This is a genomic window from Pseudomonas sp. P4_B3, from assembly GCF_056402295.1.
Map to the genome: position 1 here is coordinate 48,685 of NZ_JBFUHR010000019.1, position 14,560 is coordinate 63,244.

11 protein-coding genes are annotated in these 14,560 nt (G+C 61.7%); 8 read left to right on the forward strand and 3 right to left on the reverse strand.

The annotated features are described in order from the left end of the window. Positions 1-90: 90 nt before the first annotated feature. The gene (pssA, locus tag AC1DWG_RS21475; RefSeq protein WP_477764178.1) at positions 91-1,434 is read right to left on the reverse strand and encodes a CDP-diacylglycerol--serine O-phosphatidyltransferase; all 1,344 of its coding nucleotides are present in this window, start codon (positions 1,432-1,434) and stop codon (positions 91-93) included. A gap of 231 nt (positions 1,435-1,665) precedes the next feature. Here pssA and AC1DWG_RS21480 point away from each other — a divergent pair, with 231 nt between their 5' ends. The 3 genes from AC1DWG_RS21480 to AC1DWG_RS21490 all read left to right on the forward strand — a co-directional run bounded on the left by AC1DWG_RS21480 (position 1,666) and on the right by AC1DWG_RS21490 (position 3,714). Continuing rightward, positions 1,666-2,229 carry a TetR/AcrR family transcriptional regulator gene (locus AC1DWG_RS21480; RefSeq protein WP_477788320.1) on the forward strand — a complete coding sequence of 188 codons (564 nt, stop codon included), beginning with the start codon at positions 1,666-1,668 and terminating at the stop codon, positions 2,227-2,229. A 56-nt stretch (positions 2,230-2,285) separates the two neighbouring features. Next, on the forward strand, positions 2,286-2,762 hold the full coding sequence (locus tag AC1DWG_RS21485) for a nuclear transport factor 2 family protein (protein ID WP_477788321.1): 477 nt from the start codon (positions 2,286-2,288) through the stop codon (positions 2,760-2,762). A gap of 172 nt (positions 2,763-2,934) precedes the next feature. Beyond that, the gene (locus tag AC1DWG_RS21490) at positions 2,935-3,714 is read left to right on the forward strand and encodes a TSUP family transporter (protein ID WP_477764176.1); all 780 of its coding nucleotides are present in this window, start codon (positions 2,935-2,937) and stop codon (positions 3,712-3,714) included. On the opposite strand, the gene nudC is transcribed toward AC1DWG_RS21490, so the two are convergent. Together nudC and AC1DWG_RS21500 are read right to left on the reverse strand one after the other, a co-directional pair. Then, positions 3,682-4,512 (reverse strand): NAD(+) diphosphatase, encoded by an 831-nt coding sequence (nudC, locus tag AC1DWG_RS21495; RefSeq protein ID WP_477788322.1) that lies wholly within the window; start codon positions 4,510-4,512, stop codon positions 3,682-3,684. The two genes, AC1DWG_RS21490 and nudC, sit on opposite strands and share 33 nt — an antisense overlap. A 6-nt stretch (positions 4,513-4,518) precedes the next feature. Continuing rightward, positions 4,519-5,331 carry a crotonase/enoyl-CoA hydratase family protein gene (locus tag AC1DWG_RS21500; protein ID WP_477764174.1) on the reverse strand — a complete coding sequence of 271 codons (813 nt, stop codon included), beginning with the start codon at positions 5,329-5,331 and terminating at the stop codon, positions 4,519-4,521. Between the two features lie 557 nt (positions 5,332-5,888). On the opposite strand from AC1DWG_RS21500, the gene glgA reads away from it, so the two are divergent. From glgA to AC1DWG_RS21525, 5 genes are read left to right on the forward strand one after another with little or no spacing between them, the layout of a single operon-like run. Next, complete coding sequence (glgA, locus tag AC1DWG_RS21505; protein ID WP_477764173.1) at positions 5,889-7,472, forward strand: glycogen synthase GlgA; 1,584 nt, start codon at positions 5,889-5,891, stop codon at positions 7,470-7,472. 12 nt (positions 7,473-7,484) lie between these two features. Further along, a complete protein-coding gene (gene treZ, locus AC1DWG_RS21510) occupies positions 7,485-9,284 on the forward strand; it encodes a malto-oligosyltrehalose trehalohydrolase (RefSeq protein ID WP_477764172.1) in 1,800 nt (599 codons plus the stop codon). Beyond that, positions 9,277-11,355, forward strand: coding sequence for a 4-alpha-glucanotransferase (malQ, locus tag AC1DWG_RS21515; RefSeq protein WP_477764171.1), 2,079 nt, complete (start codon positions 9,277-9,279; stop codon positions 11,353-11,355). The genes treZ and malQ overlap by 8 nt, the downstream gene beginning before the upstream one ends. Then, positions 11,352-14,147: a malto-oligosyltrehalose synthase gene (locus AC1DWG_RS21520; protein ID WP_477788323.1), complete on the forward strand. Its 2,796-nt coding sequence runs from the start codon at positions 11,352-11,354 to the stop codon at positions 14,145-14,147. Before malQ ends, AC1DWG_RS21520 begins: the two co-directional genes overlap by 4 nt. 21 nt (positions 14,148-14,168) lie before the next feature. Continuing rightward, the gene (locus AC1DWG_RS21525) at positions 14,169-14,504 is read left to right on the forward strand and encodes a DUF2934 domain-containing protein (protein WP_477764169.1); all 336 of its coding nucleotides are present in this window, start codon (positions 14,169-14,171) and stop codon (positions 14,502-14,504) included. The last annotated feature ends 56 nt before the right edge of the window (positions 14,505-14,560 follow it).

Below are 14,560 nucleotides of genomic sequence, written 5' to 3' on the forward strand. Positions count from 1 at the left end.
AACACAACATTGTGGCCGACACCAAACCCTGTGGGAGCGAGCTTGCTCCGGGCGGCGTTCCGACGATTGCTTTTCTGAAGTCCACCGGATTTACAGGATGCGGTAGAGCAAGCGCTCGATCCGCACACGGCTCACACGCTTGAGAAACTTGGCCACGCCCGCCGGGTACTCGGCCAGGGTCTCCAGGTTCTGGAAATGCTCGATTCGCCGGGTGTGCTGGAAGATCTCTGTCAGCTCGTTGTGACGCGGCTCCAGCAGTTCGCCATGGGGATCATCGATCAACAAGGCGTTTTCCAGATCGAGTCGAAACGCCCGCGGGTTGAGGTTGTTGCCGGTCAGCAAGGTATAGCGCCGGTCGATCCACATGCCCTTGAGGTGATAGGTGTTGTCACCATCACGCCACAGGTGCAGGTTCAACTGCCCACTGTCGATGTTGCGCTGATGGCGCTTGGCAAACCGGCGCAAGCTGATTTCGTACAGGTACGGCAGCGCCGAAATGACCCGGAACGGTTCGCTCGGCGGAATGTAGAAATCGTTGGCGGTCTTGTCGCCGACCACAATGTCGATCTTCACCCCACGGGCCAGTGCGCGGTTGATCTCGCGGATGATCGCCAGCGGCAGGTTGAAGTACGGTGTGCAAATGGTCAGTTGCTGCTGGGCGCTGGCGATCAGTTCGCAGATCACCCGGTTCAGCGGATTGTTCTTGCCGACGCCGAGCAAGGGGCTGACAGACAAACCGGTCCGGTCGGTAGTGCCCCGCGTGGTGTCGTAGGCCGCGTGCTTGAGGCGGCTGCGCAGGTCGCCGATGTCATGGCGCAGGCTGCGGGTGGTCGGCAGGTTCGGCAGGTCGAGGCGGTGCACCGCCTTGGAAGCCACCAGGCCGTGCTGCACCAGGTGCTGCATCGAATCGGCCAGATCACGATTGTGCAGCAGGTGATAGCGGTCGTAGCGGTACTTGTCGAACTTGTGCAGATAGACGTTGTTCAGGCTCGCGCCGCTGTAGATCACGCAGTCATCGATCACGAAACCTTTCAGGTGCAACACGCCGAACAGTTCGCGGGTTTGTACCGGAACGCCGTAGACCGGCACAACACTTTCGTGGGTGCGGGTCATTTCCTGATACCAGGCGGAGTTGCCCGGTTGCTTGCCGGCACCGATCAGGCCGCGCTGGGCGCGCAGCCAGTCGACGACGACCACCACGTCCAGTTCCGGACGTGCCAGCTTGGCCGCGTGCAAGGCATCGAGAATTTCCTGGCCGGCTTCATCCTGTTGCAGGTACAGCGCAACGATGTAAATGCGCCGGGTCGCGCTGGCGATTTTCTCCAACAGGCAATGACGGAATTCTGCAGCGCCGGAGAGAACGCTAACGGCATCGGCCGCCAGCGGAAAACTGCGCAACTTGGGCAGCAGGGAGCGTTTGAAAAGCGACGGCATAGGGCTCGCAATTGGGTCGAATCCGAAGAACCCGAGAGCTTACACCATGCAAAGGTTCGGGTCTTGTTACCGTCTGTAATGTCCCCTTCGCGAGCAGGCTCGCTCCTACATTGAAATGCATTCTCCTGTGGGAGCGAGCCAGCTCCGGGCGGCGTTCCGACGAAGACCATTTATCAGGCGCTACAAAAACACCTATTGACCATGGAGAACGATCATTCTACTGTTAGCCACATGAACGAAATCATCAGCAATGACACACGCGACATCATTCTGGATGTCACCGAAAAGTTGATCTACAAAAGTGGCATAGCCGCCACTGGCATGGATCTTCTGGTGAAAACCGCCGGCGTCTCCAGAAAAAGCATCTACCGCTACTTCGCCAACAAGGACGAACTGGTGGTGGCCGCCCTGCAACGCCGCGACCAGCGTTGGATGCACTGGTACAGAGGCGCAGTCGGCCAGGCACGAACCCCGGCCGAGCGACTGCTCAACCTGTTTACCGTACTCAAGTCCTGGTTCGCCTCCGACGGTTTCCGCGGCTGCGCTTTCATCAACACCAGTGGCGAAACCGGCGACCCGCAAGACCCGGTGCGCCTGGTCGCCAAAGACCATAAACAGAAGCTGCTCGACTACGTGTGCGAGCTGTGTACCGAATATGGTGCCGAGGATCCGCAGACGCTGGCCAGACAACTGCTGATCCTGATCGATGGTGCCATTACCGTGGCGCTTGTAATGGGTGATCACAGTGCCGCCGATAATGCGCAATGCATGGCGCGAAAGTTATTGGACCTGTAGTAACTCAATCAAGCTCGACACAATGTTTGAACTTTAACTTGATACGGAGACTTGAAATGTCTGATGCCGAAGTTCGTCCGCCATTACCCCCTTTCACCCGTGAATCGGCGATTGAAAAAGTTCGCCTGGCTGAAGACGGCTGGAACTCGCGCGACCCCGAGCGCGTGTCCCTGGCCTACACCCTGGACACTCAATGGCGCAATCGCGCCGAGTTCGCCCACAACCGCGAAGAAGCCAAAGCTTTCCTGACCCGCAAATGGGCCAGGGAACTGGATTATCGGCTGATCAAGGAACTCTGGGCCTTTACCGACAACCGCATCGCCGTGCGTTATGCCTATGAATGGCATGACGACTCGGGCAACTGGTTCCGCTCCTACGGCAACGAAAACTGGGAGTTCAACGAGGACGGCCTGATGGCCCACCGCTTCGCCAGCATCAACGACATGCCGATCAAGGAAAGCGAGCGCAAGTACCACTGGCCGCTGGGGCGTCGTCCTGACGATCATCCGGGGCTGTCGGATCTGGGCCTGTAAACACACATCGCAAGCTTTTGCTTCACCCCCTGTAGGAGCTGCCGCAGGCTGCGATCTTTTGACTTTTGCATGATAGCCAGAATGCATGAGCGGTCGCCGTCGGAAGGGGTTATGGGTAATATGTCGCCCCTTCCCCGCAGCCCTTTCTGCACCCGCCGAATAAGCCGAGCCCATGCCTTTCGAACTCAGCGTTGACCTCTCCACCCTGGCCATCCTGGCCCTTGTCGCTTTTGTTGCCGGTTTCATCGACGCCATCGCCGGTGGCGGTGGGCTGTTGACCACCCCGGCCTTGTTGACCGCAGGCCTGCCGCCGCACCTGGTGCTGGGCACTAACAAACTCAGCTCGACCTTCGGCTCGGCGGTTGCCAGTTTCACCTTCTACCGCCGCAAGCTGTTCCACCCCGCGCAATGGGTACACGCCATCATCGGTACACTGGTCGGCGCGCTGACCGGTGCCGTGGTCGCGCACTACCTGCCGGCGGAGTGGCTGAACAAAATGCTGCCGGTGATCGTCTTCGCCTGTGGCGTTTATCTTTTGTTTGGCGGCACGCCGAAAGCGCCAGTGGACAGCGATGCACCGATCAAGAAAAAGTGGCAGTCGACCCAGGGCTTCAGCCTCGGCTTCTATGACGGCGTGGCCGGTCCCGGCACGGGCGCGTTCTGGACCGTCAGCAGCCTGCTGCTCTACCCCGTCGACCTGGTGAAGGCCAGCGGCGTGGCGCGCAGCATGAACTTCGTCAGCAACGCGGCAGCGCTGTCGATCTTCATCTTTTCCGGTCAGGTGGACTGGATCATCGGCCTGTGCATGGGCTCGTCGTTGATGGTCGGCGCGTTCCTTGGTGCCCGCACCGCCATCAGCGGCGGTGCGAAATTCATTCGCCCGGTGTTCATCACCGTGGTGCTGGGCCTGACCGTGCGCCTAGCCTGGCAGCACTGGTTCAGCGTGGCCTAAACGCCGCGCCACATAGAGGTCGATCAGGTAACGGGCAATCGAGCGTGACGCCGGCAACGGCGGCAGCTCGTGCACGTTGAACCACTGGGCGTCCTCGATCTCGTCTTCCTGACAGACGATCTCGCCGCCGGCGTATTCGGCATGAAAGCCGAGCATCATCGAGTGCGGGAACGGCCAGCACTGGCTGCCCATGTACTGGATGTTCCGGACCTCGATGCTCACCTCTTCGCGAACCTCGCGAATCAGGCAGTCCTCGGCCGATTCGCCCGGTTCGGCAAACCCGGCCAGGGTGCTGTAGACCCCCGGCACAAAACGCGGCGAACGCCCCAGCAGAATCTCGTCGCCGCGGGTCACCAGCACGATCATGCTCGGCGAAATCCGCGGGTAATAGCGCAAGTCACACGGCTCGCAGTACATCGCCCGCTCACGCACCACCTGATGGGTTGCCTGCCCACAATTGCCGCAAAAACGATGCTCGCGGGCCCAGGTGCCGATCTGTGCGGCGTAACCGAGCACCTTGTAGACCGTGTGATCGCCCTCCAGCATGAACGCCCGCAGGCTTTTCCAGTTGCAGCCCGGCACTTCGCTTTGACTGCGCAGCTCCAGCAGATAGACCGGCTCGCCATCGAGATGACCGATGCCATGCTCGGCGAGAATCGACAGGTCCTGACGTTTGAGCCATTCGCGCGCGAACAGTGCGCCATTGTCATCGAACAGAAAGCCTTCGGGGCTGCGCGCAATGGCCCAGCCGCCGGGTTGATCGGTGTCCAGTACTGCGGTGGTCCAGCGAGGAATCATGGTTAATCAATCCAGAAATTCGGGTTTCTGTTTGCTCATATGGGCGGCCATGGCCACACGCAGATCGGTGGATTGCAGCATGGCGGCGTTCCAGGTAGCGATGTATTCGAGGCCGTCATCGATGCGATGGTCGCGCATGTAGCTGATCATCTCTTTGGTGCCGGTGACGGCGATCGGCGACTTGCTGGCGATTTCGCGGGCAATGCCCATGACGCCGTCGAGCAGACTGGCGTTGTCGCTGTAGACGCGATTGACCAGACCCATGCCCCGCGCCTCGTCGGCGCCAAACGTGCGACCAGTGTAAGCCAGTTCGCGCAGCATGCCGTCACCGATGATCCGCGGCAAGCGTTGCAACGTGCCGACGTCGGCGGCCATGCCGATGTCGATTTCCTTGATCGAAAACTGTGCGTCTTCGGCGGCATAACGCATGTCGCACGCGGCAATCAGGTCGATGGCGCCACCCAGGCAGTAGCCCTGAATCGCTGCAAGCACCGGTTTGCGGCAGTTATCGACGGCATTGAACGACGCTTGCAGGGTGAGGATCTTGCGCCGCAGCAGTCGCGCATTGCGTCCGACGTCCTTGCCCAGTTCATTGGCCACGCCAGCCAGCATCATCAGGTCGATACCCGAGGAGAAATGCTTGCCTGCGCCGCTGAGAACCACCACGCGCACTTCATCGGTGTCGTCGATCCACTGGAAGATCTCGACGATCTCGCTCCAGAACGCAGCGTTCATCGCGTTGATCTTCTCCGGGCGGTCGATCTGCACATGGGCGATTTTATCGACCAGTTCGACGTTGAACGCGCTGTACTGAGACATGCCAGTGATCCTTTTGCGGGCAAAAATGAGGCCCGAACTATAACAAGGCATCAAGGTGGGCAGTAAGGCAGCGGTTCGGCCAAATGCGGGACTCACGACGCGCACCACAATGGTGCGTGCATACTGAATCGTGTCGCACATTTATGTGACTGCCCAGTGACTTTTTGCGGCAAAAACGCAAAAAAACATGCACTTCGTCGGGGCGATTGCACCTCGATCAGGCACGTCCGTCCCGCTACAAACCGATTGTCGAACAATTTTGCCATCTGCCCTTTACCGCTCTAAGTTCTGGCCTAGACTCATTTTCTCGAGACGAAACCGATCGGTCACAAAATGAAAAAACAGTCGAAACTTTTTCCAATCCCGATCGGTCCTCTGACAAGAAGGTGCGTTGCGACTGGTGCAATCTTTGCAGTGGCTCATTCACCCATTCTGCTTCAGCGCATTGGGCAGCGCTTGCTCACTGATGCGTAGCGCATTTGCGCCGGCCACGGACATTGGCCATGGAACACCGTTTGCCAGACCTAAGAACTAGATCAACAACACGGGAGATTCATATGATCAGTACGGCTTTGGAAATACAGGGAGAGCGTGCTCATCAGGTCGGCGAATCGAGCGCCGTAACTGCCGCGAACACCCAACCCGTCAGCGTTCCTGGCACCCGGACGCTGACCCCGGCAGCCCACCGGAATCCGAACCGTAAAAAAGTCTTGTTCGTCACCTCGGAAATCGCCGACCTGGTGAAAACCGGTGGCCTGGGCGACGTTTCCGCGGCGCTGCCACGGGCCATGGCCCATCTGCACGATGTGCGGGTGTTGATCCCGGGTTACCCGCAGGTGCTGCACAGCGAGAACCCCATTCATATCATCGGTGAGCTCGGCGGTCATGCTGCGTTGCCACCGTGCAAGATCGGGCGCATGGACATGCCCGACGGTCTGGTCATTTACGTACTGATCTGCCCCGAACTCTACGAGCGCGAAGGTTCGCCCTACGGCGCCAACAACGGCCGCGACTGGCCGGACAACCATATCCGTTTCGCCCGCCTGGGCCTGGCGGCGGCCGATATTGCCGCCAACCTCGCGCAAATCCACTGGTGCCCGGACCTGGTGCACGCCCACGACTGGCCGGCCGGCCTGGCCCCTGCTTATATGCACTGGCGTGGACAGCGCACACCCACCCTGTTCACCATCCACAACCTGGCGTACCAGGGCGTAACCAGCCTGGGGTCGTGCCCCGAATTGGGCATCCCCCATCACGCGCTGCAGCAGGAAGGCATGGAGTTCTACGGCAAGATGTCGTTCCTCAAGGCCGGCATGGCCTATTCGAGCCACATCACTACGGTTAGCGCGACCTACGCCCAGGAAATCACCACCCCGGATTTCGGCTGCGGTCTCGACGGTTTTCTCGCCGCCAAGACCCAGCAAGGCCTGCTCAGCGGGATTCCCAACGGCATCGATGAAAGCTGGGATGCGGCGACCGATCCGCACCTGTTCTGCCCGTTCAACATCGGCGACTGGGATGGCAAGGCCGTGAACGCCGCTCATGTGCGCGAGCTGTTCGGCCTGGAAGATTCCGAAGGCCCGCTGTTTGCGGTGGTCTCGCGGCTGGTTTATCAGAAAGGCCTGGACCTCACCGAGGCGGTCTCTGAATACATCGTCAAATCCGGTGGCCAGATCGCGATCATCGGCCGTGGCGAGCCGGAAGAAGAACAGTCGATGCGCGAACTGGCCCTGCGTTTCCCCGGGCAGATAGGCGTGCGCATCGGCTTCAACGAAACCGACGCCCGGCGCATGTTCGCTGGCAGCGACTTCCTGCTGATGCCGTCGCGTTACGAGCCGTGCGGCCTGAGCCAGATGTACGCCCAGCGCTTCGGCTCGTTGCCGGTGGCACGCAACACCGGTGGCCTGGCCGACACCATCGAAAACGGCGTGACCGGTTTCCTGTTCGATGAATCCACGGTGCAGAGCTACCAGGAAGCCCTGAGCCGTGCGTTCAAGGTATTCGCCTTTCCCGACCTGCTGCACGCCATGCGCTGCCGGGCCATGGCCGCGCCGTTCAACTGGTGCAAGGCGGTCGAACCCTACGCCGAACTCTATGAACAGCTTGTGGCGAAAGCATTGGGGAAATCGAACAAACAGTAAGAGGCTTTCAAGATGCCGTTACGGACCCTCGAGACCTGGCCCCACGGCGCAATCATGCTGGACGCAGAGCACACGCGATTTGCGTTGTGGGCGCCAGATGCGTTTTACGTCAGTGTCGAACTGGAAAATGGACAGTCCTTGCCGTTGCTGCCCCAGGCCGACGGCTGGTTCGTGAGCAACATCCGATGCGCGGCGGGCACGCGTTACCGCTACAGCATCGACGGCGAACTGGAAGTGCCCGACCCGGCCTCCCGCGCTCAGGCCGGCGATATCGACCGGCACAGCGTGGTGGTCGATCCGCTGGCCTATGCGTGGCAACACAGTACTTGGCTGGGACGGCCGTGGAACGAAGCGGTGATCTACGAACTGCATGTCGGTGCGCTCGGCGGCTTCAGCGCCGTCGAGCAGCATCTGGCGCGCCTGGTCGAACTGGGTGTCACCGCGATCGAACTGATGCCCATCGCGCAGTTTCCCGGTGAGCGTAATTGGGGTTATGACGGCGTCCTGCCCTATGCGCCCCAGGCTTCCTACGGCTCACCCGAGCAGCTCAAGCACTTGATCGACACCGCCCACGGCCACGGTCTGGCGGTGATTCTCGACGTGGTCTACAACCACTTCGGCCCGGACGGCAATTACCTGCATCGTTATGCCAGTGCTTTCTTTCGCGAAGACCAACACACGCCATGGGGCGCGGCCATCGACTTGCGCCGTCGCGAAGTACGGGACTTCTTCATCGAAAACGCCTTGATGTGGCTGCTGGAATACCGTTTCGACGGATTGCGCCTGGACGCGGTGCACGCCATCGAAGACCCGGACTTTCTTCAGGAACTGGCGCAACGGGTGCGCCAGCAGACGGGACCGGCGCGGCATGTGTGGCTGATGGTCGAGAACGAACACAACCAGGCCAGCCTGCTCGAACAGGGTTACGACGCGCAATGGAATGATGACGGCCACAACGCCCTGCACGTATTGCTGACCGGCGAAACCGACGCCTATTACGCCGACTACGCGCAAAACCCCACCGAACAACTGGCGCGCTGCCTGAGCCAGGGTTTCGTGTTCCAGGGCCATCTCAACCGCCATGGTGTGGCACGCGGTGAACCCAGCGGGCATTTGCCCCCCGGCGCATTCATCCTGTTTTTGCAGAATCATGACCAGATCGGCAACCGGGCCTTCGGCGAGCGCCTGCATCAACTCGCCCACCCGCAAGCGCTGCAGGCCGCCACGGTGTTGCTGCTCCTGTCGCCGATGATTCCGCTGCTGTTCATGGGTGACGAGTTTGCCGTCGAACAACCCTTTCTGTTTTTCACCAGCCATCACGGTGAATTGGCAAAACGGGTACGCGATGGCCGGCGCAACGAGTTCGCGGCGTTCAGCGCGTTTGCGGACCCGCGTCAACGCGAACACATTCCGGACCCGAACGATCCGCAGACATTTGCGGCGTCCCGCCCTGTCCTGCCCTCGATCGGCCACAGCGAGATGCACGACTTGTACTGCCGACTGTTGCAGATCCGTCACCGGCTCATCGTCCCGCACTTGCCGGGCACCCAGGCACTGGGCACCGACGTGCTGGGCCAAGGCGCGGTCAGTGCAGCCTGGCGATTGGGCGATGGCAGCCAACTGCGCATTGACCTGAACCTCAGCGACAGGCCCGTAGGCCACACCTCACAGACCGGTGCCGCGCGGTTGTTCGAATACCCGCCAGAGAGCGCCGGCCTTCTGGACCAGGGCACCCTTGCCCCGTATTGCGCGCTCGTCAGCCTCGCCGCCGCAGCCCCTTTGCTACCCCGTATGGAGAGCGTCCATGAGTGATGCGCAACTGGAAATCCTGGCCAGCCGTGCCGGCCTCGCGGTCGACTGGATCGACGCCAACGGTCGCCCGCAAAAAGTCGCGCCTTCAGTGTTGCGCAACGTGCTGAGCGGCCTTGGCCACCCAGCCGGCAGTGCCCAGGAAATCGACACCAGCCTGCTGGAGTTGCAAGCGGCGCAACAGACCCATCACTTGCCGCCATTGATCACCGCCGATGTCGGGGTGGGCCTGGACCTGGCGCGTTATTTCGAGCCCCAGACCCCTTGCGAAATCCACCTCGAAGACGGTTCGCGGCTCAACCTGAAACTGGACGCCAACGCGGTGCTGCCGGGGCTGGTACCGGTCGGCTATCAACAGGTCGGCATCGACGGACAAACCTTCACTCTGGCGGTGGCCCCATCCCGTTGTTACAGCGTGGCCGATGCCGTGGATAACCCCATTCCTCGTGCCTGGGGCCTGAGCGTGCAGTTGTATGGCTTGCGCCGCCCCGGTGATGGCGGGTTTGGTGACACCCAGGCGCTGGAGGACCTCGCCCGGGTGGCCGGTGAGCGTGGCGCCGAGGCGCTGGCGATCAGCCCGTTGCATGCGATGTTTTCCAGTGACACCCAACGCTATAGCCCATATTCGCCGTCCAGCCGTTTGTTTCTCAACAGCCTTTACTGCGCCCCCGGCACCATTCTCGGCGAACGCGCCCTGCGTACCGCCATCGATGCAACCGGCTTGGCCATTGAACTCAAGGCGCTGGAAGAACATCCGCTGATTGACTGGCCGGCCGCCGCCGAAGCCAAGCATCGGTTGTTGCAGGCCCTGTATGAAGGCTTCGTCCAGGGTGAACACCCGTTGCACGAAGACTTCAGCAGTTTTCGTCACGCCGCTGGCGAAGCGCTGGAAAATCACTGCCGCTTCGAAGCCATCCAGGAGGCTCGCGCCGCCCGCGGTGAACACCTCGACTGGCGGCAGTGGCCCGAACCCTGGCGCAACCCGCGCAGCGCCGAACTGGCGGCATTCGCCGAAGAAAATGCCGGGCGCATCGGCTTCTTCGCCTTCTGCCAGTGGCTGATCACGCGCTGCCTGGAGCGCGCGCAAACCGCCGCCCGCGCCAGCGGCATGAGCATCGGCCTGATTGCCGATCTGGCCGTCGGTGCCGATGGCGGCGGCAGCCAGGCCTGGAGCCGTCAGGACGAACTGCTCGCCGCCCTCACCGTCGGTGCACCACCGGACATTCTCAACCGCACTGGCCAGGGCTGGGGGATTTCCGCGTTCTCCCCTGAAGGCCTGGTGCGCAACGGTTTCCGGGCCTTCATCGAAATGTTGCGGGCCAACTTCGCCCACTCCGGAGGCTTGCGCATCGATCACGTCATGGGCTTGCAACGTTTGTGGGTGATCCCCAATGGCTCGCCGCCAGCCGACGGCGCCTACCTGTATTACCCGGTGGACGACCTGCTGCGCCTGCTGACGCTTGAATCCCATCGCCATCAAGCCATCGTCCTTGGCGAAGACCTCGGCACCGTGCAGGACGGCCTGCGGGAAAAACTCATCGCCCGTTCGATACTCGGCATGCGGGTGTTGCTGTTCGAACAGGACAACACGCACTTCAAGCCGATCCTCGACTGGCCGGACAACGCCCTGGCGACCACCAGCACCCATGACCTGCCCACCCTCAACGGCTGGTGGCATGGCCGCGATATCGACTGGAACGCCCGGCTCGGCATGGTCGATGCCAGCACTGAAATCGAATGGCGCCAGCACCGCGAGCGCGAGCGTGAGGGCCTGCGCCGGGCGTTGAGTCAGGACCCGCAGAACTTTCGCGAAGAGTCCCACGAAACCGACCAGGTGCTCGACGCCAGCGTGCGCTTCCTCGGCCATACCCGGTCGCCGTTGGTGTTGCTGCCACTGGAAGATGCCCTTGGCGTGGAACAACAGGCCAATCTGCCGGGCACCATCGATACTCACCCGAACTGGTCGCGGCGCTTGCCCGGATACAGCGAGGCCCTGCTCGATGGAGCGGATGCCGCGCGGCGTCTGGAACTGCTCGCCTGTGCGCGACTTCAGGCGGCCGAGCGTGATCGATGACTCAAGTGCCGAGCCGACCACTGCGCGCCACGTTGCGCCTGCAATTTCATAAAGGCTTCACGCTGGAAGATGCGGTGCCACTGGTGCCGTATTTCGCCCGTCTCGGCATCAGCCATGTCTACGCCTCCCCGCTGTTGCGCGCGCGCGTCGGGTCGATGCACGGCTATGACGTGGTGGACCCGACAAGGGTCAATCCGGAGCTGGGCGGTGAGGTGGCGCTGCGCAGTCTGGTCGGTGCCCTGCACGGGCACAACATGGGGTTGATCCTCGATATCGTCTCCAACCACATGGCGGTCGGCGGCAGTGATAATCCCTGGTGGCTGGATTTGCTGGAGTGGGGGCGCCTGAGCCCCTACGGCGAGTTTTTCGACATCCAGTGGCACTCGCCCGACCCGTTGATGGAGGGCCAGTTGCTCCTGCCGTTTCTCGGCAGCGACTATGGCGTCGCGTTGCAGGACGGCACCCTGCCCCTGCGCTTCGATGCCTGGCACGGAAGCTTTCATGTCGAGTACTACGAACACCGCTTTCCCATTTGCCCCTGGGATTACGGCGAGCTGCTCAAGGTCGATGCGCCGCTCGATACGCAACAGGCCGAACAACTCAAATCCCTGGCCGATCGCTTCAGCACCCTGAGCTACCAGACCGATGCCCACAGCCTGGCGCGACCGCTGAAAGCAGAACTACGCGACCTGGTCAGCGATCCGGCCATTGCCCAAGCCATTGACCAACACCTGAAAAACTACGACTCAGTGACCCGCGAAGGCTTCCAGCGCCTGCACAACCTGCTGGAGCGCCAGAGCTATCGCCTGGCCAGTTGGCGCACCGCCGCCGACGACATCAACTGGCGGCGCTTCTTTGATATCAATGAACTCGGTGGGCTGCGCGTCGAGCGTCCCGCCGTGTTCGAAGCCACCCACGCGAAGATCTTCCAACTGGTGGCTGAAGGGCTGATCGACGGGTTGCGCATCGACCATATCGACGGCCTCGCCGACCCGCGGGGCTACTGCCGAAAACTGCGCCGTCGGGTCGACAGCCTGTCCGCGGGGCGCCACCTGCCCATCTATGTCGAAAAGATCCTCGGCGAAGGCGAAACCCTGCATCGCGACTGGTCGGTGGACGGCACCACCGGTTACGAATTCATGAACCAGTTGTCACTGCTGCAACACGATCCCCGGGGTGCGCAGACACTGGCCGAACTCTGGCATTACCACAGCGAGCGGCCCGCCGACTTCTCCCGGGAAGCACAACTGGCCCGTCAGCAAATCCTCAATGGCTCCCTCGCCGGGGATTTCGAAAGCGTCGCCCAGGCCTTGCTGCAAGTGGCCCGGGACAATCTGATGACCCGCGATCTGACCTTCGGCGCCATTCGCCGGGCCTTGCAGGCGCTGATCGTGCATTTTCCGGTGTACCGCACCTACATCAGCGCCCTCGGCCGGTCGGCCCAGGACGAGGTGTTTTTCCAACGGGCCATGGACGGTGCCCGGCAAACCCTGGGTGAGGCGGACTGGCCGGTGCTCGACTGCCTGGCCGGCTGGCTCGGCGGTGAACCCTGGCGGCAGCGCCGGGCCGGTCGCCAGCGCAAACGCCTCAAGCACGCCTGCGTACGTTTCCAGCAACTGACCTCGCCGGCCGCGGCGAAAGCGGTGGAAGACACCGCGTTCTATCGGTCGGCGGTCCTGCTCTCGCGCAACGACGTGGGGTTCAACACCGAGCAGTTCAGTGCGCCGGTTGCCGACTTTCATCAAGCCTGCATCGAGCGCCTCGACACCTTCCCGGACAATCTGCTGGCCAGCGCCACCCACGACCACAAGCGCGGGGAAGATTCACGGGCGCGGCTGGCGGTATTGAGTGAGCGCAGCGACTGGTACGCCGACCAGATCGGTCTGTGGCGCACTCTCGCCCGGCCACTGCGCAGTGACGATCAAGTGCCGTCGGCGGGCGATGAGTTGATTCTGTATCAAGCGATTCTTGGCAGCTGGCCGCTGGAGTTGGCTGTCGATCATCCGCCGGCGCTAGAGGACTACGCAAAACGCCTCTGCCAGTGGCAACGCAAGGCCCTGCGCGAAGCCAAATTGCAAAGCAGCTGGAACGCACCCAATGACCCTTGTGAGCAGGCGAGCGAGGACTTCATCCAGCGCCTGTTGCTCAGCCCCGAAGGCGAGTTGTTGCGTACGGCCCTGGCCAAGGCTGCCCGTTCGATTGCCGTCCCCGGTGCACTCAACGGTTTGGCGCAAACCTTGCTGCGCATGACCGTGCCCGGCGTACCGGATTTGTATCAGGGCAACGATTTCTGGGACTTCAGCCTGGTCGATCCGGACAACCGTCGCCCGGTGGATTACGCCAGCCGCCTGCAGGCACTGCAGCAAGCGGTGGACCTGCCGGACTTGTTGCTGAACTGGCATGACGGGCGCATCAAGCAAGCCCTGATTGCCCGCACCTTGGGCCTGCGTGCCGAGCATGCCGAGCTGTTTCGGCGTGGCACTTACCAGGCCCTGGAAGTGGTGGGCAGCGAGGCCCATCGAGTACTGGGATTTGTCCGTGAACGGGAGGGGAAACGCGCCATCGTGATTGTGCCGATACGTTGTGCCGAGCTGCTGGAAAACGGTGCCGAACCACAGGTCCACGCGCCGCTGTGGGGCGATACCCGGGTCAAACTGCCGTTCACCGTCCCTGACGAACATATAGAGGGACTTTTTTCCCGCATCACAGTCACACAACACAGGGAGCTGCTGGTCAGCGCCGCGCTGGGGGATTTCCCGGTCAATCTCATTATTCAAACTGCCCACACTTGAGTTCAGTTCAGGAGCATTACGATGAGTACCAACGACAAACGCATCCGCGAGTTCGCCTATCAGATCTGGGAATCCGAAGGAAAACCTGAAGGTCAGGAAGCCCGCCATTGGGAGATGGCGCTCAAACTGGCAGAAGCCGAAGCCCTGGCCCCGAAAAAGTCCACGAAGGCCCCCGCCAGCAAGGCAGCGCCGAAGAAAACCGCAGACGCAAAACTCAGCCCGGACAAGACCCTCAATGGCAAGACCGCCGCGCCGAAAGCCAAGGCCAAACCTGCGGCAGCTTCGAAAGTCATCCCGCCCGGAGAAAAGGCAGTCGAGAAAAAGCCCCGGGCTGCGCGAAAACCGCCGGCGGTTTGAGACTGTCCTGACAGGGCTTGTGAAGAGTTACCATGAATATTGAGCCTTATGGCCTC